The 20,194-nt window shown below is 69.2% G+C and carries 24 protein-coding genes and 2 pseudogenes; 12 read left to right on the forward strand and 14 right to left on the reverse strand.

The window, feature by feature from the left end; genetic code table 11:
* The first annotated feature begins 1,049 nt into the window (after positions 1–1,049).
* Positions 1,050–1,817: pseudogene (locus tag IEZ19_RS45225) on the forward strand (transposase).
* 772 nt (positions 1,818–2,589) lie between these two features.
* Here the strand turns inward: IEZ19_RS45225 and IEZ19_RS45230 are convergent.
* Entirely contained in the window at positions 2,590–3,051 is a 462-nt protein-coding gene (locus IEZ19_RS45230; RefSeq protein WP_189317222.1) for a pyridoxamine 5'-phosphate oxidase family protein, read from the reverse strand.
* Positions 3,052–3,186: 135 nt separating this feature from the next.
* Positions 3,187–3,878 (reverse strand): annotated as a pseudogene (locus IEZ19_RS51985) (transposase family protein); the annotation flags it as partial.
* Positions 3,879–3,892: 14 nt separating this feature from the next.
* Here IEZ19_RS51985 and IEZ19_RS45240 point away from each other — a divergent pair.
* Complete coding sequence (locus IEZ19_RS45240; protein ID WP_189317224.1) at positions 3,893–4,261, forward strand: class I SAM-dependent methyltransferase; 369 nt, start codon at positions 3,893–3,895, stop codon at positions 4,259–4,261.
* Between the two features lie 46 nt (positions 4,262–4,307).
* Here IEZ19_RS45240 and IEZ19_RS45245 read toward each other — a convergent pair whose 3' ends face one another.
* The 4 genes from IEZ19_RS45245 to IEZ19_RS45260 form a co-directional block, all read right to left on the reverse strand.
* The gene (locus IEZ19_RS45245) at positions 4,308–5,138 is read right to left on the reverse strand and encodes a DUF817 domain-containing protein (RefSeq protein WP_189317225.1); all 831 of its coding nucleotides are present in this window, start codon (positions 5,136–5,138) and stop codon (positions 4,308–4,310) included.
* Between the two features lie 268 nt (positions 5,139–5,406).
* Positions 5,407–5,988 (reverse strand): hypothetical protein, encoded by a 582-nt coding sequence (locus IEZ19_RS51990; protein ID WP_506005014.1) that lies wholly within the window; start codon positions 5,986–5,988, stop codon positions 5,407–5,409.
* A 105-nt stretch (positions 5,989–6,093) separates the two neighbouring features.
* A complete protein-coding gene (locus IEZ19_RS45255) occupies positions 6,094–6,399 on the reverse strand; it encodes a hypothetical protein (protein ID WP_189317226.1) in 306 nt (101 codons plus the stop codon).
* Positions 6,400–6,780: 381 nt separating this feature from the next.
* The gene (locus tag IEZ19_RS45260; protein ID WP_189317227.1) at positions 6,781–7,041 is read right to left on the reverse strand and encodes a hypothetical protein; all 261 of its coding nucleotides are present in this window, start codon (positions 7,039–7,041) and stop codon (positions 6,781–6,783) included.
* Positions 7,042–7,390: 349 nt separating this feature from the next.
* Here IEZ19_RS45260 and IEZ19_RS45265 point away from each other — a divergent pair, with 349 nt between their 5' ends.
* The 7 genes from IEZ19_RS45265 to IEZ19_RS45295 all read left to right on the forward strand — a co-directional run bounded on the left by IEZ19_RS45265 (position 7,391) and on the right by IEZ19_RS45295 (position 11,440).
* Positions 7,391–7,597 (forward strand): hypothetical protein, encoded by a 207-nt coding sequence (locus tag IEZ19_RS45265; RefSeq protein WP_373297157.1) that lies wholly within the window; start codon positions 7,391–7,393, stop codon positions 7,595–7,597.
* Positions 7,598–7,641: 44 nt separating this feature from the next.
* The gene (locus IEZ19_RS45270; RefSeq protein WP_189317229.1) at positions 7,642–7,854 is read left to right on the forward strand and encodes a hypothetical protein; all 213 of its coding nucleotides are present in this window, start codon (positions 7,642–7,644) and stop codon (positions 7,852–7,854) included.
* 65 nt (positions 7,855–7,919) lie between these two features.
* Positions 7,920–9,770 carry a hypothetical protein gene (locus IEZ19_RS45275; RefSeq protein WP_373297156.1) on the forward strand — a complete coding sequence of 617 codons (1,851 nt, stop codon included), beginning with the start codon at positions 7,920–7,922 and terminating at the stop codon, positions 9,768–9,770.
* A gap of 46 nt (positions 9,771–9,816) precedes the next feature.
* Entirely contained in the window at positions 9,817–10,494 is a 678-nt protein-coding gene (locus tag IEZ19_RS45280; RefSeq protein ID WP_189317230.1) for a hypothetical protein, read from the forward strand.
* A 105-nt stretch (positions 10,495–10,599) separates the two neighbouring features.
* Positions 10,600–10,893: a helix-turn-helix domain-containing protein gene (locus tag IEZ19_RS45285; protein WP_189317231.1), complete on the forward strand. Its 294-nt coding sequence runs from the start codon at positions 10,600–10,602 to the stop codon at positions 10,891–10,893.
* A gap of 20 nt (positions 10,894–10,913) precedes the next feature.
* Positions 10,914–11,201 (forward strand): IS3 family transposase, encoded by a 288-nt coding sequence (locus IEZ19_RS45290; RefSeq protein WP_189317232.1) that lies wholly within the window; start codon positions 10,914–10,916, stop codon positions 11,199–11,201.
* Positions 11,198–11,440, forward strand: a complete 243-nt coding sequence (locus IEZ19_RS45295) for a hypothetical protein (protein ID WP_189317233.1) — start codon at positions 11,198–11,200, stop codon at positions 11,438–11,440. The genes IEZ19_RS45290 and IEZ19_RS45295 overlap by 4 nt, the downstream gene beginning before the upstream one ends.
* A gap of 48 nt (positions 11,441–11,488) precedes the next feature.
* On the opposite strand, the gene IEZ19_RS45300 is transcribed toward IEZ19_RS45295, so the two are convergent.
* The 5 genes from IEZ19_RS45300 to IEZ19_RS45320 all read right to left on the reverse strand — a co-directional run bounded on the left by IEZ19_RS45300 (position 11,489) and on the right by IEZ19_RS45320 (position 14,505).
* The gene (locus IEZ19_RS45300; protein WP_189317234.1) at positions 11,489–11,893 is read right to left on the reverse strand and encodes a helix-turn-helix domain-containing protein; all 405 of its coding nucleotides are present in this window, start codon (positions 11,891–11,893) and stop codon (positions 11,489–11,491) included.
* 120 nt (positions 11,894–12,013) lie between these two features.
* Positions 12,014–12,214 carry a hypothetical protein gene (locus IEZ19_RS45305; RefSeq protein ID WP_229841582.1) on the reverse strand — a complete coding sequence of 67 codons (201 nt, stop codon included), beginning with the start codon at positions 12,212–12,214 and terminating at the stop codon, positions 12,014–12,016.
* A gap of 464 nt (positions 12,215–12,678) precedes the next feature.
* Positions 12,679–13,296 carry a hypothetical protein gene (locus IEZ19_RS45310; protein ID WP_189317235.1) on the reverse strand — a complete coding sequence of 206 codons (618 nt, stop codon included), beginning with the start codon at positions 13,294–13,296 and terminating at the stop codon, positions 12,679–12,681.
* Positions 13,297–13,405: 109 nt separating this feature from the next.
* The gene (locus tag IEZ19_RS45315; RefSeq protein WP_189317236.1) at positions 13,406–13,792 is read right to left on the reverse strand and encodes a helix-turn-helix domain-containing protein; all 387 of its coding nucleotides are present in this window, start codon (positions 13,790–13,792) and stop codon (positions 13,406–13,408) included.
* Between the two features lie 239 nt (positions 13,793–14,031).
* The gene (locus IEZ19_RS45320; RefSeq protein ID WP_189317237.1) at positions 14,032–14,505 is read right to left on the reverse strand and encodes a carboxymuconolactone decarboxylase family protein; all 474 of its coding nucleotides are present in this window, start codon (positions 14,503–14,505) and stop codon (positions 14,032–14,034) included.
* A gap of 143 nt (positions 14,506–14,648) precedes the next feature.
* Between IEZ19_RS45320 and IEZ19_RS45325 the strand changes: the two genes are divergently transcribed.
* Both IEZ19_RS45325 and IEZ19_RS45330 read left to right on the forward strand, forming a co-directional pair.
* Positions 14,649–15,140 (forward strand): GNAT family N-acetyltransferase, encoded by a 492-nt coding sequence (locus IEZ19_RS45325; RefSeq protein WP_189317238.1) that lies wholly within the window; start codon positions 14,649–14,651, stop codon positions 15,138–15,140.
* A 121-nt stretch (positions 15,141–15,261) separates the two neighbouring features.
* Positions 15,262–16,155 carry an aldo/keto reductase gene (locus tag IEZ19_RS45330; RefSeq protein WP_229841583.1) on the forward strand — a complete coding sequence of 298 codons (894 nt, stop codon included), beginning with the start codon at positions 15,262–15,264 and terminating at the stop codon, positions 16,153–16,155.
* 113 nt (positions 16,156–16,268) lie between these two features.
* Here IEZ19_RS45330 and msrA read toward each other — a convergent pair whose 3' ends face one another.
* From msrA to IEZ19_RS45345, 3 genes are all read right to left on the reverse strand, one after another.
* Positions 16,269–16,781 (reverse strand): peptide-methionine (S)-S-oxide reductase MsrA, encoded by a 513-nt coding sequence (msrA, locus tag IEZ19_RS45335; RefSeq protein WP_189317241.1) that lies wholly within the window; start codon positions 16,779–16,781, stop codon positions 16,269–16,271.
* Between the two features lie 180 nt (positions 16,782–16,961).
* Complete coding sequence (locus IEZ19_RS45340; RefSeq protein WP_229841584.1) at positions 16,962–17,483, reverse strand: lamin tail domain-containing protein; 522 nt, start codon at positions 17,481–17,483, stop codon at positions 16,962–16,964.
* A 312-nt stretch (positions 17,484–17,795) separates the two neighbouring features.
* Positions 17,796–18,815: a medium chain dehydrogenase/reductase family protein gene (locus tag IEZ19_RS45345; RefSeq protein WP_229841585.1), complete on the reverse strand. Its 1,020-nt coding sequence runs from the start codon at positions 18,813–18,815 to the stop codon at positions 17,796–17,798.
* A gap of 252 nt (positions 18,816–19,067) precedes the next feature.
* Between IEZ19_RS45345 and IEZ19_RS45350 the strand changes: the two genes are divergently transcribed.
* Positions 19,068–19,727: a TetR/AcrR family transcriptional regulator gene (locus IEZ19_RS45350; protein ID WP_189317243.1), complete on the forward strand. Its 660-nt coding sequence runs from the start codon at positions 19,068–19,070 to the stop codon at positions 19,725–19,727.
* Positions 19,728–20,194: the final 467 nt, after the last annotated feature.

Here is a 20,194-nt window from a genome sequence, read left to right on the forward strand (position 1 = left end):
GCGCGAGGTCTGCTCCGCAGACACGACGCGCCGCCGCTACGCGGCGGGCCAACTTCCTTGCTCCGCAAGGAAGTTGATACACCGTCACTCCGTGACGGTGACCGAATTGCTCCGCAATTCGGTTCAGTGATTCACTCCGCGAATCACTGGAAGGCGCAGCTGGGCAGGTGGGGTCCGGGCCGAACCGGCCGGCCGAAAAAAAGCGAGCAGACATGCTTTCAGCAGCCCGCTCGATTACGGCTTCCGGAACCGAATAAAACCTCCGCATTTCGAATGCCTCCCTCCCCGGGTCGATTTTTTAATCCCCTTGCAGAGCACTAGATATAATCCTTCCTCAGTTCCTTCTATTTCCAGTTTGATTATGCGCGGTGTGAGTACGCCCGACGCGTTTTCCGGCCACCTAAGGGCTGTACCGCTACTCCGCCTCGGACAGCAGGCGGAGTTGAGTCCTGGACGATCGGCCGATGCCGGATGCGGCTTCCAGGCCGTCGTCGGACCGTAGATGCTGGCATGATGATGCTCATGTCCACGTACCGAAAGGCCGATGTGGCGTAAGCGGCCCGGCGCGCTGCGTGCTGCGCGCTGAACACTCTCCCCGTGTCGTGGAGCTTGCCTCCAGACCGGATCCACGGCCTCTCTACCCGAACCAGCGTCGCGATAGGTCGAGTAGAGAGACTCTCAGGCGACTGCTACGTCTACCCCGGTGCCACCGACCGTGCGCTACGGCGGTATCGAGCGTTTCTGCAACCACCAGGACGACGACCTCTGTATCCGCAGGATGCGGAGTGTTCGTGCCGCGACTGTTCCTTCGACGACGTGCGGCACGCTCGCGACGTGCTTGAGGAAGTCCTGCGGCAGTTGCCTCCTGGGGCCCGAGCCGAGTTAGAGCGCCGCGTGCGCGCCCTGGATACCAGGTACGTTGAGCGCACGCTGTCGGATCCGTTCGCCACTCATCGGCAGTGGCGTTCTGACCTGTGGTGGCGGCGCCGTCTGGCCGGCCGACGAGAAGGCGGATGAGGGGCCTGGCCCACGCCGGGGTGAAATGATGCGTGGCTGGTGTGATCACGGCGTTGCAGCCGTCCTGGATAGGCCCGTTCACCGGGCTGAGCCCGCGCTGCTTCGGCAAACTGGTGACCGCCCTGCGCCGCGAGGGAGCGGACACGGTCCGCCGAGGCCGGCCGTGGAGCCTGCCCCTGGAGGACCGCGTCCTGCTGGTCGCGGCGTACTGGCGCACCAACTTGACGCTGTGCCAGCTCGCGCTGCTGTTCGGAATCTCGAAGTCTGCGGCCGACCGCATCATCAGCCGCCTCGCGCCGATGCTCGCACTGCGCCCGCGCCGACGGTTCCGCACGGACACTGTGCTCATCGTGGACGGCACTTTGGTCCCCATACGTGACCATGCGGTGGCCGAGCAGTCGAAAAACTACCGGTACTCCACCAATCACCAGGTGCTCATTGATGCCGATACATGCTGGTCGTCGCAGTCGGCCGGCCTCTGCCCGGCAACCGCAACGACTGCAAGGCATGGGAGCTGTCCGGAGCGAAGGCCGCCGTCGGCAACACCACGGTGATCGCCGACGGCGGCTACCGCGGCACTGGCCTGGTGATCCCGCACCGCCGCGAACCAGGCCAGGCCGAACTCCCGGCCTGGAGAGGAACGCAACCGCTCGCACCGCAAGGTCCGTGCCCGCGTCGAGCACACCTTCGCCCGCATGAAGAGCTGGAAGATCCTCCGCGACTGCCGATTGAAAGGCGACGGCGTTCATCACGCCGTGCTCGGCATCGCCCGCCTGCACAACCTCGCCCTCGCCGGGTAGACCGGCCCAAGGTGGGCATCCCCGACGCTGACTGTGTCGAGTCAGTTGATCATTGCGGGGCAGCCTTTAGTCAGAGGCCACGCCAAGCGCGGACCACTCAACACCCCGCGGCTTCAGACAGTGGCGTCCCAGCAAGTCGGTCCAGAGCCGCCCCTGCTATGCCGGAACTCGTGTCGTGAGGCCGTGTGCCGTGGGGGACCGGGAGCATGACTCGTGGCTGGCGGCAAGCCACCGTTACACAGGCCGCTCCGCCTGCGCCAATGCTGCAGCCATCAACCGCACATGAGTAGACGTCAGCTCATCGTGCGAGCATCAGGACCGGAGCAGGCGCTCCACTGTGGCTGCGCGCTGTGTATCGGAAGCTTGGCGGGGGGTCTGGTCGGATGCCCGTGGGCCGTTCACGGTGACGCCCAAGGTGCGGCGACTGTCGGCATTGTGGGGGAACGCCTCGCGGGTGCACGCCGAGCTCGCAAAGCGCGTGAGGAGGGATCTGTCGCAGGGGCCGGTGCCGTCGGCAGCACCTCACCGACCCGGCTGCAGCAGCCGCCGTCTGTTCCAACACCTCGACTTCCACCACCACAACCAACTATTCGGCGTGGCAGCAGACTTCGGCTCCATCCCGCGATCAACATCCTCGATGGTGCCCCCCGCCAGGCCCATATCCGAGCCCCTCCGAGGCCATCGCACGTCATAGTGCTCGGCACTGTGATTCCGCCTAATATTCCAGCTGTAGATCGTGATCCGAGAGAGGCGCGTCGGCGAGGGACGGCCGTTATTCCAGCCACATCCCGTCGCGCATGATGACTCTTCCGCGTAGTTCTGGCTCGCCGCGCCAAGCGCGCACAGTCCTCGGGACCACGCGTACATACAGAAAGGGACCCTCTTCCGCGCGTGGATCCCACCCGAACTTGTCGGCGAACGCCTCCGCTGCGCTTCCGGGCACCTCCTGGTCCGGGAAGCACTCCGCCTCGCCCTGGAGGAGCACCACGTCGAAGGTGTCCGGTAGTGACAGGCGCACGCGCGGCTCTTTGCGGACGTTTCGCGCAGTCACGGAAGTGGCGCTGGTGCACATCCACACTGCTCGCCCATCCCACAAGAACCACAGCGGCACCTGGTGCGGCCCGTGATCAGGGTGAGCCGTCGACATCCATACATCCCGCTCGGTAACGAGCCGCTCCAGAGCGTCGCGCATACGCTCCGCGGTCTGGCGACGAACGATTCCTGTGGTCTCCATGAGGACCGACCCTAGCCAAGCAGGCGCGAAGCGCGCCTGAGGCGCAGGACCTACTCCCGGCGACCGATGAGCCCTTCAGCTTTTGGCTCGGGGCGACCAACTTCGGTGCTCAGGGTGGTCGGCGGAAGTGCTCAGTCACACTTGTCTTCGGTAATGGCTGGCTCGTGATCGCGCCTGGTGGCTGCGTCGCCAGGCGGACCAGCTGAGCCGGTGGGCCGGGCCGTGAACGGGCCGGACAACAACACTGATGAACAGGGCGTTGGATCTCGTTGCAGGTCAGCTGGATCAGGTCGCCCGGTGTGGGGCGGTGTGCGTGTTCGTCGGCGCGGACGACGGTGAGGAAGGCTGGGCCAGCATTGCGGGGGTTTACCCAGCGGGCCCAGGAAGGGTAGCGGCGGACCTGGTGCTCATCCAGTCTGGCCAGCCCCTTCTCACTTTGGAAGGTTTCCTCCACCCGCCATCTGGAACCTGCGGCCTTGATCAGGGTGGTCAGGGATGCCGACGTGGTGGAGTGACAGCGGTGATAGGCGAGTTCACCGGTGGTGCGGTTGCGACGGCCCCGGGAGCTGGTGGTGGCCCAGTGCCACCTCGACGAGGTCGATGACGGCCCAGTCGTAGAACCGCTGTCCCTTCGCTCCGTGTCCGGCCGAAAGCTTTTGCCAGGCCTTCTTCGGCACCTTCTTCAGCAGCACATCAGCGCGGAACGTGCCTGCGTCGGTGGTCATTTCGGCTGAGCGGGCCACCGCGAGAACATAGCCGATGCCGGGGTTTTCCAGCGCGGATCGCGGTTTCGGGTTGCCGCCATGGACCTCGTCGTGACCGGCCCAAGGCGAGGGAGTGGATGTTCAGGCCCGCACCTGGTCCCGGCAGTGAACTGCTCGGCCTGCTCGCCGGCGCAATCCTCGCCGAGTTCGGGTGTGGTCACGGCGCTCAGTTAGCCGGCCTGATCAACCACGGAATCGCCCGTGGCATCGGAATCGACGTCTCCCCCATCCGCATCCACCAGGCAGCCACCGGTTTCGGCGCCCTCGACACTCTGGAGTGGTGGTTGGGCGACGCTGTGTCCGTCACGCCGCACCTGCCGAAACTTGACGCCGCCTGCTCCAACTACGGCGCCTTGTGGTTCAGCAGCCCGCACCTGCTCGTGCCTCGTGTTGCCGAGCGCCTGAAACCCGGCGGCCGCCTCGTACTGTCCAGGTACTCGCACTGATATCTGCGCATGCTGCGGCCACCGGATTCGCCTTCAGCCGTCGTTGTCACGCCGATGACGTCCGGCGGAGCAGCGTGTTGGGTCCGTCTCCCGTGTCGTTCGAGGTGTGCCGTCGGGAGCTGCTGATGACGAAGGTGATGCTGATCAGGAGGGCCCAGGAGGCCCATTTGGCGAGTGGGACCGGTTGCCAGTCGTCGAGTTGGTCGGGGTATCGCCAGGCGCCCAGGTAGGTGGCGAGGTTTTCGGCGAGCCACAGGAAGAAGCCGATCAGGGTGAAGGACAGGGCCAGCGGCATCCTGTGCCGGTGCTCGTCGATCGTGAAGTGCACCTGTGATCCTGCCGTCACGGCCAGCAGCAGGGCGCCGAGCGGCCAGCGCAGGTCGGGCAGCCAGTGGTGGGTGAGGAAGTTGCCGTACAGGGCGATGGCGAGTGCGGCGGTGGCGCGGGTGCGGTAGTCGGTGATCGTCAGGTCGAGCAGCCGCCAGGCGCGGCAGACGTAGCTTGCGACGGCGGCGTACATGAATCCTCCGTAGAGCGGGACGCCGGCGATCTTGGTCAGTGCCGGTTCGGGATAGCTCCATGAGCCGACGTGCACTTTTACCAGTTCGAAAGCGAGCCCCAGGATGTGGCAGGCGGCTACGACGGCCACCTCGCGTCTGGTCTCCCAGCCCAGCAGGCAGCCCGCGGCGGTGAGCAGGACGCCGTAGGCGAGCAGGAGGTCGTAGTGCGCCACCGGGAGCGGTGGGAGCTGTGTCGAGGCTGCCATGCCGCCGAAGAGGGCGGCTGCGAAGGCGCAGCAGCGTGCCTGGAGCCATGCGAAGTGCGCCAGTTGCCGGGCGAGTGTTCCGGTGCCGTGCAGGATCTTGGCCATGTGCATGTAGAGCGTTCTGACGGCGTCGAAGGTTGCAGGTGGTGGCCAGCCGGCCTTGCCATCACCGGCTTGATGGGTGGCGCTGGCGGGTGTCGGGGCTGCGTCATCCGGATATGGCGGGCGCTGTCGGCCGTGGAACGGGTGGAGGTCGGTCATCCGGCGTTTCCGTCGTCTGCTCGAACCTGTCCTTCTCCCGGGGCGCGGGTCAGTCATGACGAGCGGTTCCTGCGCGAGGTCGGTGTCGAGCGGTGGCTGAGGTCGGCCGACGGCGAGCTCACCGAGATGGGAGCGCCCGGGGTGTGGGCCGCCGGCGTGTCGACCGGGCCCGCGTGAGGGGTGTCATGCCTGGCGGGCCGAGGAGGGATGTTCCGGGAGCCGGGACCTTGTGCAGGGTGCTGCCGGGCCGGGCAAGCTTGTACGTCAGTGTCGTGACCGTGCGGCCCCATGCCTCCTGGCTGGTGGAGCGGTTGAGACGGGCCTTCTGCCTGACGTTCTTCCCCGGTTCTTCGACGGTGTCCTTCGCGGACTTGACCGTGTTCGTGATGGTGAGTGTTTCGACCACGACCGTGCCGTACGTGCGGGCGAGACAGGTGGTGGTCTGGTGCTGCCGGTCGAGGGTGCGGCGCGTGGCTGTTGCGCGGAGCTGCTTGATCTGGTCGTAGGTGTGCCGCAAGCGGTGGGAGGCCTTCTCGCCGCGCTTGCGGAAGTTCTCGCGGTGCGCTGCTTCGCGTTCCAGACGCAGGAGCGTGGCTTTCTTCCTCGGGGTGAGCCACTTGTCCCGGTCGGCGGTGTCGTCCGGGAGCCTGGCGGGGCGGCCGTGGTCTTGATGGTTGCCGTCGGAGGGAGCGAGGGACACCCGGCCCGCGGCCCCCGGTTCGCGCCCGGCCCCTGCAACAGATGTGGGGCTCCCGGGTGTTGGTTCCGGGAGCCCCAGGGCGGGCGGTGGTTTGGTCAGTGTGGGTCAGAAGCGGTGGTTGCAGTGCCGGTAGTCGTCGTAGTCGCGGTACTTCCAGTTGCTCCAGTAGCCCCCGCGGTCCCAGCGGTCCCAGCGGTAGTCGCAGTCGTCCCACCGGTTCCCGTAGTGCGACCCGCGGTCGTAGCGGTAGTCCCTGCACCAGCCGTGGCCGTTGTGGGCGTTGTGCAGGAGCCGGTGGGAGTGGGAGGGGGCTGCCGCGGTGGTGGAGGCCATGGCCGAGCCCGTGAGGGGGATGGCGACCGCGGCGACGGTCAGGGCCGCCGTCGCCGTAGCGCGTGCCAGATTTCTCACCGTGTTTCTCCTTGGTTTCGGTGAATTGCCGGATGGCGTGCCAGACATTACTTGGCCGCTCTCCTCTGCTCATTCGTCCGATCGGGTTCCGGCCGCTTTCCGGACCACAATGCGTGGCGGGGTGCGGGGTGCCTGAACACGCTTTGAGCTCTGGTTATTTGTTCTCTTCCGGGCTCGTCCGGGTGCGGGTGGAAACACTCTTCAAGGTGAACCGATTTCGGCATGTCGTGGCTTTTCCGGCGGCCGTCGTGAAATGTAAAAAGTGGGTGCGGGTGGCCCGGGAAACGTGGTGACGAATTCTTTGTTGTTTGTTGTTCGATAGGGGGTCGGCCTGCGGGAACCGTGTGTTTGCGGTGCGGGTGCGGACCGTGTTCTGCGTAGTCAGCTCCGGTAGACCGTGAGGACGGCTCCGCTCACCTCGATGCGGCGTTCCTCGAGTTTTTCTCCGCAGCTGAGGGCGGACAGGCAGGTCCGGAACAGCTGGAGCTCTTCCGCGTCCAGGACCGCGGCCGCCAGGTTCAGCAGTTCGTCGAGGCTGGAGGGGGTGAGGGCCTCGGGTAGTTCGCCGGAGAGCAGGAGTACCGGCTCTCCTGTCCGGTCTCGTACGACGGCGGTCGCGGACACTCCGTGGACGACAAGCACGTGCACCCCTCTCGCGGAGGTTTCGGACGGTTCACCCGTCTTGCGGGTCGAGAGGATAGCTACGGCTGAGGGCGGCAACGTGGTCCGGATGGGGCTGAGTTGACCCGATCGGGTGGCAGCGCGCCCCCTTCCGGTCCAGGTCCGTTCCGGGGGTGCGGCTGTTGTCACCTGCCCGTTCTCTGCGTGGGCGATGTGTCCGGTGAGGGGTGATGTGCGTGAAGTGGTTGTAGGGGGTTTCACGACGGGCTACTGTCCAATCTCGTCAGACAGATCGTCCGGTGTGGGTGGACGTTCCGGATCGGATACGGCTGCCCATGCCCCCTTCAGTAAAGGAATCACCATGCTCGGCATGCGTGAGCTGGACGCGGAGTCCGCCGAACTGCTGCCCGGCCGCGAGGCCCTGGGCCGGCTGAAGTTCAGCCTCGTCAAGACGACCGACGTGACGAAGCACGTCGCCTACGTCTCGGCGCACAACAACTCGCTGGCGGTGAACGCCTGCTCGCCGGAGGCCATCGCGCAGTCCGCGGGCCACCAGTCGATCTCCGTCGCCCAGTAACCCTTCCCGTCCAGTAACCGACGCTCACCGAAAGAGGATTCACCATGAACAACGACCAGCTCAACGCCGAGTCCGCCGAACTGCTGCCCGGCCGCGAGGCCCTGGGCCGGCTGAAGTTCAGCTTCGTCAAGACGACCAACGTCACGCGGCACGTCGCCTACGTCGACGCGCACAACAACTCGCTGGCCACGAACCTCAACTCCCCCGAGGCCATCGCGGCCTCCGAGGCCAACCAGACCATCAACATCAGCCAGTAACAGCCGCTGGCGTGCGGACCGTGTTCATGACGGCGCGGTCCGCACCGGGGAGGGAGGACAACACGGTGGCCAACGGTCAGGGGGCCCTTGACCCCACTCCCGCGGGGACGGCGGTCTGGGACGGGGTCGAGGCGCTTCCCGGGGACGGATGCGCCGAACCGCTCTTCCCGGTCCCGCGCCTGGGTGCGGGGCTTCAACGCCTGGGCGAATACCAGGGATCCGGCTTCAGGGAACGCAAGTATCTTGTCCGCCGGGGGGACGGACAGGTGGTCCAGCTGTCGCGGCTGCTCTATCTCGTCGTCGAGGCCATCGACGGCGTACGCGACACCGAGGGCATCTCCCACCGGGTCAGCGGCCGCTTCGGACGCGAGATCAGCGCGGACAACGTCGAGTACCTCGTGGAGCAGAAGCTCGAACCGCTCGGCCTGACCGTCCCGGTCGGCCAGGAGGACGACCAGCCGGTCACCGGCCCCCGCTCCGACCTGCTGCTGGTCCTCAAGGGCCACCGGGTGATCTTCCCCGAACGGCAGGTCGCCCGTATCGCGAAGGCACTGGCGTGGCTGCACCGCCCGCCGGTGGTGGTCGCGGTCCTGGCGGCGGTCGCCGCACTGGACCTGTGGCTGTTCGCCTACCACGGCGCGATGCAGCCGGTGCTCCAGGTGCTGGAGCAGCCGGTGCTGATGCTGGCCGTGTTCGTGCTGATCGTGGCCTCGCTGGTGTTCCACGAGTTCGGTCACGCCTCGGCGTGCCGCTACGGCGGCGCGCGGCCCGGAAGCATCGGGTTCGGCCTCTTTCTGATCTGGCCGTCGATGTACACCGACGTCACCGACGTCTACCGCGTCAACCGGGCCGGCCGGATCCGCACCGACCTGGGCGGGGTCTACTTCAACAGCGTGTTCGTCCTGGGGCTGGCCGGCGCGTACGTCGTCACCGGCCAGCCCTTCTTTCTCGCCGCCATCTACCTGGTGCACTTCGAGATCCTCGAACAGCTGATGCCTGCGCTCCGGCTGGACGGCTACTACATCCTCGGCGACCTCGCCGGGATCCCCGACCTCTTCGGCAAGATCAAACCCATCCTGGTGAGCATGCTGCCGGGCCGGCCCACCCCCGCGGAGGCGGCCGGTCTCAAGCGCTCCGCGCGGATCATCGTGACCGCCTGGGTGCTGACCATGGTGCCGCTGATCGTCGCCGAACTCGCTTACGTCCTGTGGAACCTGCCGCGTCTGCTCGCGACCGGGCTGCGCTCCCTGTCGGAGCAGGCGGTCGGCACCTGGTCCGCGTTCGCCGACGGCCAGATCGCCGCCGGACTCGTCGGCGTCGTCGGCGAGTTCATGCTCCTGTGCCCGCTGGCCGGCGCGGCGTACCTGTGCGTGCGCCTCATCGGACGGCTGGTGCGCGCCACTTTCCGCGCCACCGAGGGGAACGCCCGGCTGCGCCTGGCCGTCTGCGCCGGCACGCTGGCCGCCACCGGCGCGCTCACCGCCGCCTGGGTGGGCGGGATGACACCCAAGCCGCTGCCGCCGGGGGCGCCGATCGTCCCCCTGCTCCAGCCCGGCGTGCCCACACTCCGTGCGCCGGCCTCACCCGCGGCCGAGACACCGCAGGACGACGCCCAGCCCGAGCCGCCCGTGCTCACCGACCCGTCACCGGCAGCGAGTTCGCTCACGCCCAGCCCTTCGGCCGTTCCGTCCGACGAGGCCACCACGGCGAGCGCCTCTCCCCCGGCCGAGACCGAGACCGCGTCCGTCGCCCCGTCGCCCAAGAAGGCCAGCCCGAGCCCGAGCCGCGGGCAGAACTCGACGCCGCCCACGCCCAGTTCCCCGGCCGCCACGCCCAGCGTCACACCGTCCGCCTCGCCCCCGGACAGCGGATTCCCGACGCCCACCCTGAGCTTCCCCGGCCCCCTCGTCTCGTGACCTCCCGGCCCCGTGCCGCCCGTACGACCGCAAAAGGAGAACATCAGTGAGCCACCGAAAACCCCGCACCCACACCACCGGCCGCACGGCCATGCGCCTGGGCATGCTGACCACCGTCTGCCTGACCGGACTTGCGACCGTGACGCCGGCCGGCGCGGTGACCGGATCACGCGTCACCAGCGGTGTCGGCATCGCCCTGGACGAAGCGCGCTCCTCGGCCGGTCCGAGGCACCGCGTCGACTACGACGACGAGTTCACGATCCACCAGCTCGGCACGGTCGTCGGCGCCGGGGTGCGCAACCGGGCGATCGCCCGCTCCACCGGCTGCTCCATCGACCGGCCGTGCCGTTCGGTCGCGGTGTCCTTCCAGATCGTCACCGCCACCGGGGCCGCACGCCTCAACGCCTCGAACACCAGCAGCGCCGTCAACGACCACTGCGAGGGCTGCCAGACCTTCGCCGGCGCTTACCAGTTCATCGTCTCCACGCCGTACCGGTTCACGCTGAGCCAGTCCACCCGCAACCAACTCGCCGCGTACGAGCGGCGGTTGGCGGAGCTGGAGAGCAGCCGGGAGTCGATCGACGCCGTCAAGGGCCGCGCCGACTCCCTGGCCGCCGAGGTCGTGAGCCTTCTCCAGGCCGCAGTGGCGGCCGCACCGCGCGGCGCGACCGTCGACCCGCTGGGCTTCAGGCCCACCGTCACCCTGCGGCGCCACATCGACTAGGCCGCCGCACGCTCCGTACGGAGCCCCACCGCCTCCCCGGGCCTGGCCCGCACCACCAGGCCCGGGGAGTTGTTTCCACCCCGGCGAACGACAGGGACGACGCCCATGCGCTACCCGCCCGAACTGCGCCGCAAGGCCCTGGATCTGCTCGCCGAGGGCGAACCCGTCAAGAAGGTCGCCCTCGCTCTCGGCCTCAGCGACCAGACGGTCTACCAGTGGCGGCGCAGGCATCTGCCGCATCCCGGCCGAGCAGGGCACGCGCCGCCGGCAGGGGCGGACCTCAAGGCCGCGCGCAAGCACATCGCCGAGCTGGAGACCGAACTGGCCGTCCTGCGGCGCGCGATGGAGCTGCTGCGCGATGTGGTGTCCCCAAAAGGCGATTCGAGGCCGTCCACGTGATGGCCGGCGAGGGTCTGCCCGTGCGGACCGCCACGCGTGTGCTGGGCGTGACCGAGTCCGGATACTTCACCTGGCGCTCCCGCCGCCCCTCCGCCCGCTCCGTCCGCCACGCCTGGCTCACCCAGCTCATCACCATGATCCACACCGCCTCGGGCGCCACCTACGGATACCGGCGCATTCACAGCGAACTCACCCGGCGATACGGCATCGCCGTCAGCCACGGGACGGTGGAACTCCTCATGCGCCGGGCCGGGCTCAAGGGGCGGCGCAGCGGTGATCGCCCCTTGATGAGAGGAACGGGAACGTGACCTCGGAACAGCCGACGCCGCCGCTGCCCATCTCCGCGCTGCTGCGCCCCCAGATGCGCCCGGGCGAGGACCTGCCGGCCGCGCAGGCGCACCAAGTGATGCTGCACTGTGCCCTGGACGCGGCCTGCATCGCGGTGCGTACGGGCGATGTCCAGGCCGTCGCCCGGATCGCCGAGCTCGACTACCAGGTGGTGGCCGCGGTGATCAGATGGCTGCGGACCCTGACGGACGGGCGGTGAGCGGCGGGCGGCGGGCGTCCGGTCGGTGAACCGGAGACGGGTCCTCGGTCAGGCCGTGTCGGACTCGGCCCGGGCGTCGCGGCCGGGGGCGTCGCGCAGGAGGGACTCGACGAGTGCGGTGACGTGCCGGCGGTCGGCGTCGGACAGCCGCTGCACGCTCGCGATGAGGGTCGCGATCTCCGGGTCGTCGGTCGCGGTGCCGGTGCCGTTCTCGAAATACAGGTGGATGCCGCACGCCTCCGCGGCCGCCCGGCGCACCGCATCCAGCGGCAGCTCCAGCCCCCTCGCCAGGCCCTCCAGGGTGCCTTGCTGCGGCATGCGGGCCAGCTGCGTGACCATCGCCAGGTGGTGCACGGTGGAACGCGGGATACCGCCGCGCCGGGCCACATCGCCGTAGGACCAGCCCCGCTGCTCGAGCCGGGTCTTCACCAAATCCTGCAGTGCGTTGGCCACGAGATCGATTCTCCCTGCTCATGGCGTATCAGGCAACGTCCGCCCTAGTGTGACGGCTGCCTCGCTCCCCCAGCATGCCTGCGCGGAGATCATTTCCTTGGGAAACGTTCCTGCGCAACGTCAGCTCCGGTAGATGGTGAGCACGGCCCCGTTCACCCAGATGCGGCGTTCGGAGAGTTTCTCCCCGCAGCGCAGTGCGGCCAGGCACTTGTAGAACAGATCCAGCTCGTCCGTATTCAGCACCGCGGCGGCCAGGTTCATCAGGTCGTTCAGGCCGGAGGGCGTGAGTGTATCGGGGAGTTCGCCGGAAAGCAGGACCACCGGCTCTCCCGTCCGATCCCGCACAACGGCGGTCGCGAACACCCCATGGACGACAAGCACATGGCCCCCCTCCCTCGTGAGGATTCGGGCGATTCAGGCCCGTGTGAGGAGAGGATAGCCCCAACGGAACATTTTTTACGGTGATCTGACGCTTTGCCATGTATTGGGACGCAGGTGCCGAGATGTCTGGTGCCGTGACCGGGGAAGATCCGCCGGGTCGGTGGTCGCGTCGCCGGCGCGGAGGCCGGGATCACCGTGCACGCTCATGCAGCCGCCACGTTACAGGTGTGCGGCCCGAGGGCTGGTGAGTGCTCACCCGGATGCCTGTGTGCCTGCCGGCCGCATCCGTGGACGCACCCTTTCTGCCCGTCTGGCTGTTCCAGCGCTTCCATCAACGATCTGGCGAGGGGACGCCCCGCTTCAGACGTCGTTTCTGATGGTCGTGCGGCTGCCGAGACGAGTGCTTATGCCTGAGCGCAGAACATACGCAACTGCGCCAAGGCGTCCCACGCCGAGTCGGGGGCGAACAGACCCGTCGACGTGTTGCGCCCGGGAAAGAACAGCACATAGTGCCTTGCAAGGCAGGACAGGTCACCCCATGGCTCCTGACCGTGCGCACGTGCGAGCACCTGGCCGCAACGCGTGCAGGCAATCCACGGGACGACCAGGAGATCAGCCGGCGCCGTGCCGTCCCCCACGGAGGATCCGGGCAACGGGACGGTGTCGGCGTGCTCGATCAGCCTCAGCCCGACGTCCTCCTGACCGCCGCTGAGGCATCGGCCGAGGCCGGGAGCGAGCGCAGTCCGCATGCCCCAGACCTCGGCCGCCACAGCGATCTCGGCCCGCACGGTCTCGCTGATCGGCACCTGATGCTTCAAAAGACCGGCCACGAGCTGGTCGAGTCCGGCTTCCTGCTCCCCGATGTCCCAGCAGTCCAAAATTTCCCCGGCGTCAGCGGGTGGCAGGAGCGCCGCGAACCGACGCCACCGAGTTCCTTCATCGATCACGCGGTCGAGGCTATCGGTGCCGTCGCCGATCAGGCTGCGTCGAGGCGGCGGGCCTCTGCTCGGCACATCCGACAAAAAAGCAGCACAACCCCGGATGAGACCCGACCCGCGACCACGCGGCACAAGGCCCACGCCGGAGCGTTCCGCCCACCCATCGGACGTCACGTGAACTACGTGACGGCTCTTAGAGGGCGTCCCGCGCAGGGGCGTCGCGCAGCAGGGACTCGATGAGCGCGGTGACGTGCCGGCGGTCGGCGTCGGACAGCCGCTGCACGCTCGCGATGAGGGTCGCGATCTCCGGGTCGTCGGTCGCGGTGCCGGTGCCGTTCTCGAAATACAGGTGGATGCCGCACGCCTCCGCGGCCGCCCGGCGCACCGCATCCAGCGGCAGCTCCAGCCCCCTGGCCAGGCCCTCCAGTGTGCCTTGCTGCGGCATCCGTGTCACCTGCGTGACCGTCGCCAGGTGGTGCACGGTGGAACGCGGGATACCGCCGCGCCGGGCCACATCGCCGTAGGACCAGCCCTGCTGCTCCAACCGGCTCTTCACCAAGTCCTTCAGTGCGTTGGCCACGAGTTCGATTCTCCCTGCTGGCACGGCGGTTGAGCAAACACCCTTGTAGGGCTCACCTTCAGGTGCTACGGAGGCTGAGTCCATCCTCGTTCCTGACCGCCCCTCCCTCCGGGAGCGCTCAACATCCCGCCGGGATCGGGCACTTCGCCACCACGACCGCTGAGTTCAACGCTTCATGGCGTACTGCGTCACGCCCCGGACACCGGCAAGGGCGCCCCGGGCGTGCGGGGTGCTCCCGGTCAGGCGAACTGGCCCACCTGGTAGTCGCCGGCGGGCTGCCGGGTGATGACGTTGCCGCGGTTGAAGGCGTTGATGACCGCGATCTGGGCCACCAGGGCGGCGAGCTGGTCCTCGTCGTAGTACCTGGCGGCGTTCGCCCACACCTCGTCCGGGACGCCGCCGGCCGCGTCGGCGAGACGGGTGCCCTGCTCCGCCAGCTCCAGGGCGGCGCGCTCGGCCTCGGTGAACACCGTCGCCTCCCGCCAGACCGCGACCAGGTTCAGGCGTACCGGGGACTCCCCTGCGTGCGCGGCGTCCTTGGTGTGCATGTCGATGCATCCGGCACAGCCGTTGATCTGGCTGGCGCGCAGCATCACCAGTTCGCGTGTCGCGGCGGGCAGGGTCGACTCGGCGAGGGCCCTGCCCGCGGCGACGATGTGCTTCAGGGCCTTGGCCGCGACCGGGCTGGCCATCAGGTTCAACCGAGCTTCCATGGTGGGCTCCTGAGTCGTTGTCGGGATCGGTTGCACCTCTTGGACCCGGCAGCCGCCCCGCAGTGTGACCCGTACGGATGTGACCTGCGTCTCGCCCCGCCCCCGCGAGTGTGGTCACTGCGGCGCGCTGGGACACTCCGGCCATGGATGTGCGTGCGAGGGGCGGGACGGGGCGGTCGGCGGAGTGGGCGTTGCGGGCTGCCGGGCCGGGGGACGTCGAGGTGATCGCCGAGTTGCGGGCGGTGGTGCTGCGGCCGGATCTGGAGCGGCTGGGGCGGTTCGACGAGCAGCGGGTGCGGCAGCGGCTGCGGGATTCCTTCTCCCCGCGGTACACGTCGGTCATCGAGGCCGGCGGCACCTTCGCAGGGTGCGTCACGGTGCGGCCGGCCGGGGACGGGTGGTTGCTGGAGCACTTCTATCTCGCCGCGGCCCTGCAGGGGCGGGGGCTCGGGTCGGCCGTGCTGCGCACGCTGCTGGAGCGGACCGACGCCGAGGGCGCGGCCGTCCGGCTGAACGTCCTGCGGGGCAGCGCCGCCCGGCGGCTGTACGAGCGGCACGGGTTCACCGTGGAGGCCCAGGACGCCGTCGACGTCTTCATGGTGCGCCGGCCCGGTGCGCCGGCCCTGGGCGCGTGAGGCGGAGGCGGCCCGGTTTCCGGCCCCACTTTCTGGACTTGCAGGTCCAAAAATTGGGGTGCAGGGCGCCGGACCGAACAGGCCGCCGGGACCTGCCGTCCGAATGGAGTGACACAGGCCGTTGGATCAGTACTTCCTGCTCGGCCGTTCCGGGCTGCGGGGCAGCCGGCCGGCCCTGGGCACCATGAACTTCGGCACCGGCGGGTTCCACGCCGCCTACGGCAAGAGCGAGGAGGAAGCCCGGCCGATCCTGCACCGCTATCTCGAGGCGGGCGGCAACTTCATCGACACCGCCGACTTCTGCACCGCCGGTGAGAGCGAGACGATGCTGGGTGATCTCATCGCCGAGGCCAAGCTCCGGGACCCTGGTGCTCACCACCAAGTACACCTGCAGCACCGACCCCACGGACCCGAACGCCGGCGGCAACGGACCTTCGACGACCTGACCCGGGCCGGGAAGATCCGCTACGCCGGTCTGTCGGACGTACCCGGCTGGTACGCGGCGCGGGCCCAGACGTATGCGGACGCGCACGCGCTCGAACCGCTCGTCCCGCTGCAGGTGCCGTACTCCCCCATCGACCGGACCGTCGAGGCCGAGCACGTGCCCATGGGACAGAACCTGGGCCTCGGCATCACCGCGTGGAGCCCGCTCGGCGGCGGCTTTCTCACCGGCAAGTACCGGCGCACGGCAAAGGGGGTGGCCGGCGAGGGGCGCTTCAGCAGCACTCCCGCTCCGTCGCGGACGGAGCAGGAGTGGCAGCTGCTCGAGGTCCTCGAGAGCGTCGCCGGCCGGCTCGGGGTGACGATGGCCCAGGTCGCGCTCAACCGGGTCGCCACCCAGCCCGGGGTCGCCTCCGCGATCGTCGGGGCGAGCACCCCGCAGCAGCTCGACGCCGATCTGGCCGCCCTCGACTTCGAGCTGCCGGGCGAACTGCGCACCAGGCTCGACGAGGCGAGCGCCGTGACGCCCGGTCGGTGTACAAGATGTTCACCCCGGACTACCAGAACCAGCTGATCACTCCCGGCACCAAGGTCGGGGACAAGCCCGCCGGGTACGCCCCGGCGGTGCGCAACTGGCGGCCGTAGGCCCCGTGCCGGCCGTCGGCGCTGCGGCCTGGGGCGGTGGTCTCAGGCCTCCGCGCGCCTGGGCAGGCGCCAGTTGGGGCGCGGGAAGTGGCAGGTGTAGCCGTCCGGGTAGCGCTGGAGGTAGTCCTGGTGCTCCGGCTCGGCCTCCCAGAACGGCCCGGCGGGTACGACCTCGGTCACCACCCGTCCCGGCCACAGGCCCGACGCCTCGACGTCCTTGATGGTGTCCTCGGCGACGCTCTTCTGCTCGTCGTCGAGGTAGAAGATCGCCGAGCGGTAGCTGCTGCCGATGTCGTTGCCCTGGCGGTCCTTCGTGGTCGGGTCGTGGATCTGGAAGAAGTACTCCAGGATCGTGCGGTAGTCGGTCACGGCGGGGTCGTAGACGATCTCGATCGACTCGGCGTGGCCGTCATGCCGGCGGTAGGTGGGGTTGGCCAGTTCGCCGCCGCTGTACCCGACCCGGGTGTCCAGGACGCCCGGCTGTTTGCGGATCAGCTCCTGCATGCCCCAGAAACAGCCGCCCGCCAGCAAGGCCTTCTTCTCGTTGTCGCTCATCACGTCGCCGCCCTTCTCCGCGAGCCTGATCACCATGTTCACACGAACGCCCAGCTCCCGGTCCTTGTTCCGGCGCGACGGCGGCCGTCCCGATCCCACGCCGCAGCGGCGGCAGGGGCCCGGTGGCCGCTGCCGCCGCTGCGGCGTCGCTGTGCAGTCGGGGGTGGCTGTGCGGTCGCGTCAGTGGCGGCGACCGCCGTCGCGGTGGTGGTCGTCGCGGTCGTTGCGGTGGCTGCGGTTGTCGTCGCTGCGGTCGTTGCGGCCGTAGCCCCACGAGGTGGCGTCGATGAAGCGGCCGCGGTTGTCGCGCAGGGTGGCGGTGTCCCTCTCGTCCCAGACGGCGCGCCGGAGGTTCTGGTACAGGTCGCGGCTGCTGTCGCGGCCGAAGCCGGTGTGGACACGGACCGTGGAGCGGTCGTCCAGCCAAAAGCGGCGGAAGGTGTAGGTGTGGCCCTGGGAGTCCGAGAGCGTCCAGCCGGACAGGTTCACATCGCCACGCCCGTTGTTCCTGATCTCCACCCACTCCCCGTTGAGGGAACGGTCGGAGCGGGAGTGCACCCCGCCGATGGCGACCTGGTCGCGGTGGGCGTCGTGGCGGGGGCCGGCGGCCGACGCCGGCAGCGCCATCGCCCCGACACAGGACGCCGCGGCCACGGCAACAGCGCTCAGACGGCGGACGGATACGGGAAAGGAAACGGACACGAAGTCCCCCTTTGCAGGGTGGGTGCGCCCCGTGGGGCGCGGTGTTCCGGGCCGCCGTGTTCCGCACGGGGTGGGGCGGCCGGGCGGCCGGGTGGCCGCGCGACGACACCCTGCTAGCCGGGTCCGGCGATCGTACGAGCGACGCGAGGGATGTTACGTATTGCGGATATTTCCGTGACTCTTACTTGGCTTGCACATTTATGTACATGTTGAGGATTTTTTGCGGAGAAGCCGGGAGGACGGGCTCCCGGCCGGGCGCCAGGCTCATCCGAAAGTGAGTAACAGACAGCCGTCCGGACGGGTGACGTCACGTCACGGGACCAGAACGACCTTGCCGCTGACCGTGCCGGACTCGGCCAGGCGCAGGGCCTCGGCGGCCTGCGCGAGGGGGAGTCGGGCGGCCACGGTCGCGGTGATGTCGCCGCGCTGCAGGGCCGTGAGGACCTGGGTGAGGTCGGCGCGCAGCCGGGCACGGAAGCGTGCCCTGGAGAAGGCGCGGCCGGCCCAGACGTTGAAGAAGTAGGCGTGGCGGCCGCCCGGCAGCGCGTTCCACATCCAGACGCGGCCCAGCAGCCTGAGCACGGGCCACTGCTTGGAGCCGGTGTCGTCGCGGGTGGCGGCGCTGCCGTACGACACGAGGGTGCCGCCGGGGGCGAGGAGGTGCCAGGAGTCGGCCAGGCCGGGGCCGCCGACATGGTCGAAGACCGCGTCCACGCCGCCGGGCGCCAGTTCGCGGACCCGGGCGGGGATGTTCTCGGTGCGGTAGTCGACGGGGGTGACACCCAGGGCGCGCAGGGCGTCGTGGTGGCGGGCGGAGGCCGTGCCGATGACCCGGATTCCGGCGGCGAGGGCGAGCTGGACGAGGAGCGAGCCCACTCCGCCGTTGGCCCCGTGGACCAGGACCGTCCCGCCGGACCGGACACGGGCCTTACGGTGCAGCATCTGCCAGGCCGTGATGCCGTTGACCACCGCGGTCTCGGCCTCGGCCGCGCCGACGCCCTCGGGCACCTCGACCACGTCCGCCGCGTCCAGCAGGACATGGCTGGCCCAGCCGCCGGTCTTCGTCAGTGCCGCCACACGCGTGCCGATCAGGGCGCGGTCCACGCCGTCGCCGGCCGCCTGCACGGTGCCGACCAGGTCGTATCCCGGAACGAACGGGAACGGCGGCTGGTCGTAGTAGCGGCCGCGCCGCATCTGCTGCTCGGCGAAGGAGACGCCGGTCGCCTCCATGCGGACGACGACCTGGCCTGCGCCCGGCACGGGGAGCGGAACGCGGCGCAGCTGGAGACCCTCGGGTTCGACCTTGCCGGGCAGGACGACCTCCGTGCACACGCCTGCGGCCGTCCCGTGCGTTCCGTGCGTTCCGTGCGTTCCGTGCGTTCCGTTCGTTGCGGTCGCCTCGTTCATTGCCTCTGCCTCCGGCATGGATAGATGGAGTTGCGTTAGTTAGAAGGTGTAACAGAACCAGGGTGGGGACCGGGAGCCTCTTCCGTCAAGGGATGGCGGAAGATTTTTTTATATGGTGTTGTGTGCGTGATAGGGTCTAACTCGCTATTGGAGAGCGGAAGGAAGCAGGTGGCCGCCTTGGCTCGCACCACCCCATCGCCCCGGGACCGCTACCGGGCCCAGGTGCGCGCGGAGATCAAGGAGCACGCCTGGGAGCAGATCGCCAGCGCGGGGGCCTCGGCCCTCTCCCTCAACGCCATCGCCAGGCGGATGGGGATGACCGGGCCGGCGCTGTACCGGTACTTCGGCAGCCGTGACGAGCTGATCACCGAACTCGTCATGGACGCCTACCGCAGCCTGGCCGACACCTTCCGGGCCGCCGCCGCGGACGGCGCCGATCTCGCGGGGCTGGCGCACGCGATGCGGCGCTGGGCGCTCGGGGATCCCCAGCGGTACTTCCTCATCTACGGCACACCGGTGCCCGGTTACCACGCACCCGACGACGCCACCGCGATCGCCGCCGAGATCATGGCGACGCTGCTGGACGCCTGCGCCGGCATCCCGGAGACCGCGGACCTCCCGCAGGCCGCGGAGACCGCGCTCGATGCGCATCTCGCCGAACACCGGCAGTGGGACGGCGGCCATCGCGCCCCGGCCCCCGTGCTGCGGCGGGCCCTGACCTTCTGGACACGGCTGCACGGTGTGCTGTCCCTGGAACTCGCGGGGCACTTCACCGGCATGGGCTTCGACGCCGCACAGCTCTTCTCCGCCGAGGTGGACGGTCTCGCCGGGCGCTGAGCCGGTGCCCGCGGGGCCGAGGCGCGCCGCTCGCATCCTCCCGGCCGAGCGGGGCGAAACAGGCCGGGCGGCGGGCCGCGTCGGGGGTCGTCCGACGGCGTACGGCGCGCAGGACGCAGCCGTCGAGCGACGAGACGTGCACGGCGTGGCCGCCGCGTCGCGCAGAGGCTCGTCCAGGGCATCGGGATCCGCAGGGCGACGGCGGTCATGACGCCGGATCCAGCGGCGCGGGTGGCGTCATGCCAGGGTGTCGATCCAGGTCTGCAGGCGGTGGCGTGGCCGCCGCCTGCTGCCGCGCCCGCTCCCGCACGCGCGGCTGCCGGCGGTGGCGGACCTCGCGGTACAGACGGTCGGCGAGGTCACGGCGCGCCCTGCCGGTCCGTGGTGTCGTCGCAGACCTCACCGGGCGGTCAGCCCACCACGGTCCACGTGTCGCCGCCGGCCAGCAGGGCGGCCAGGTCGCCCTT

Origin of the sequence: Streptomyces brasiliensis, assembly GCF_014647875.1 — a bacterium.
In the GTDB taxonomy this organism is placed as follows: domain Bacteria; phylum Actinomycetota; class Actinomycetes; order Streptomycetales; family Streptomycetaceae; genus Streptomyces; species Streptomyces brasiliensis.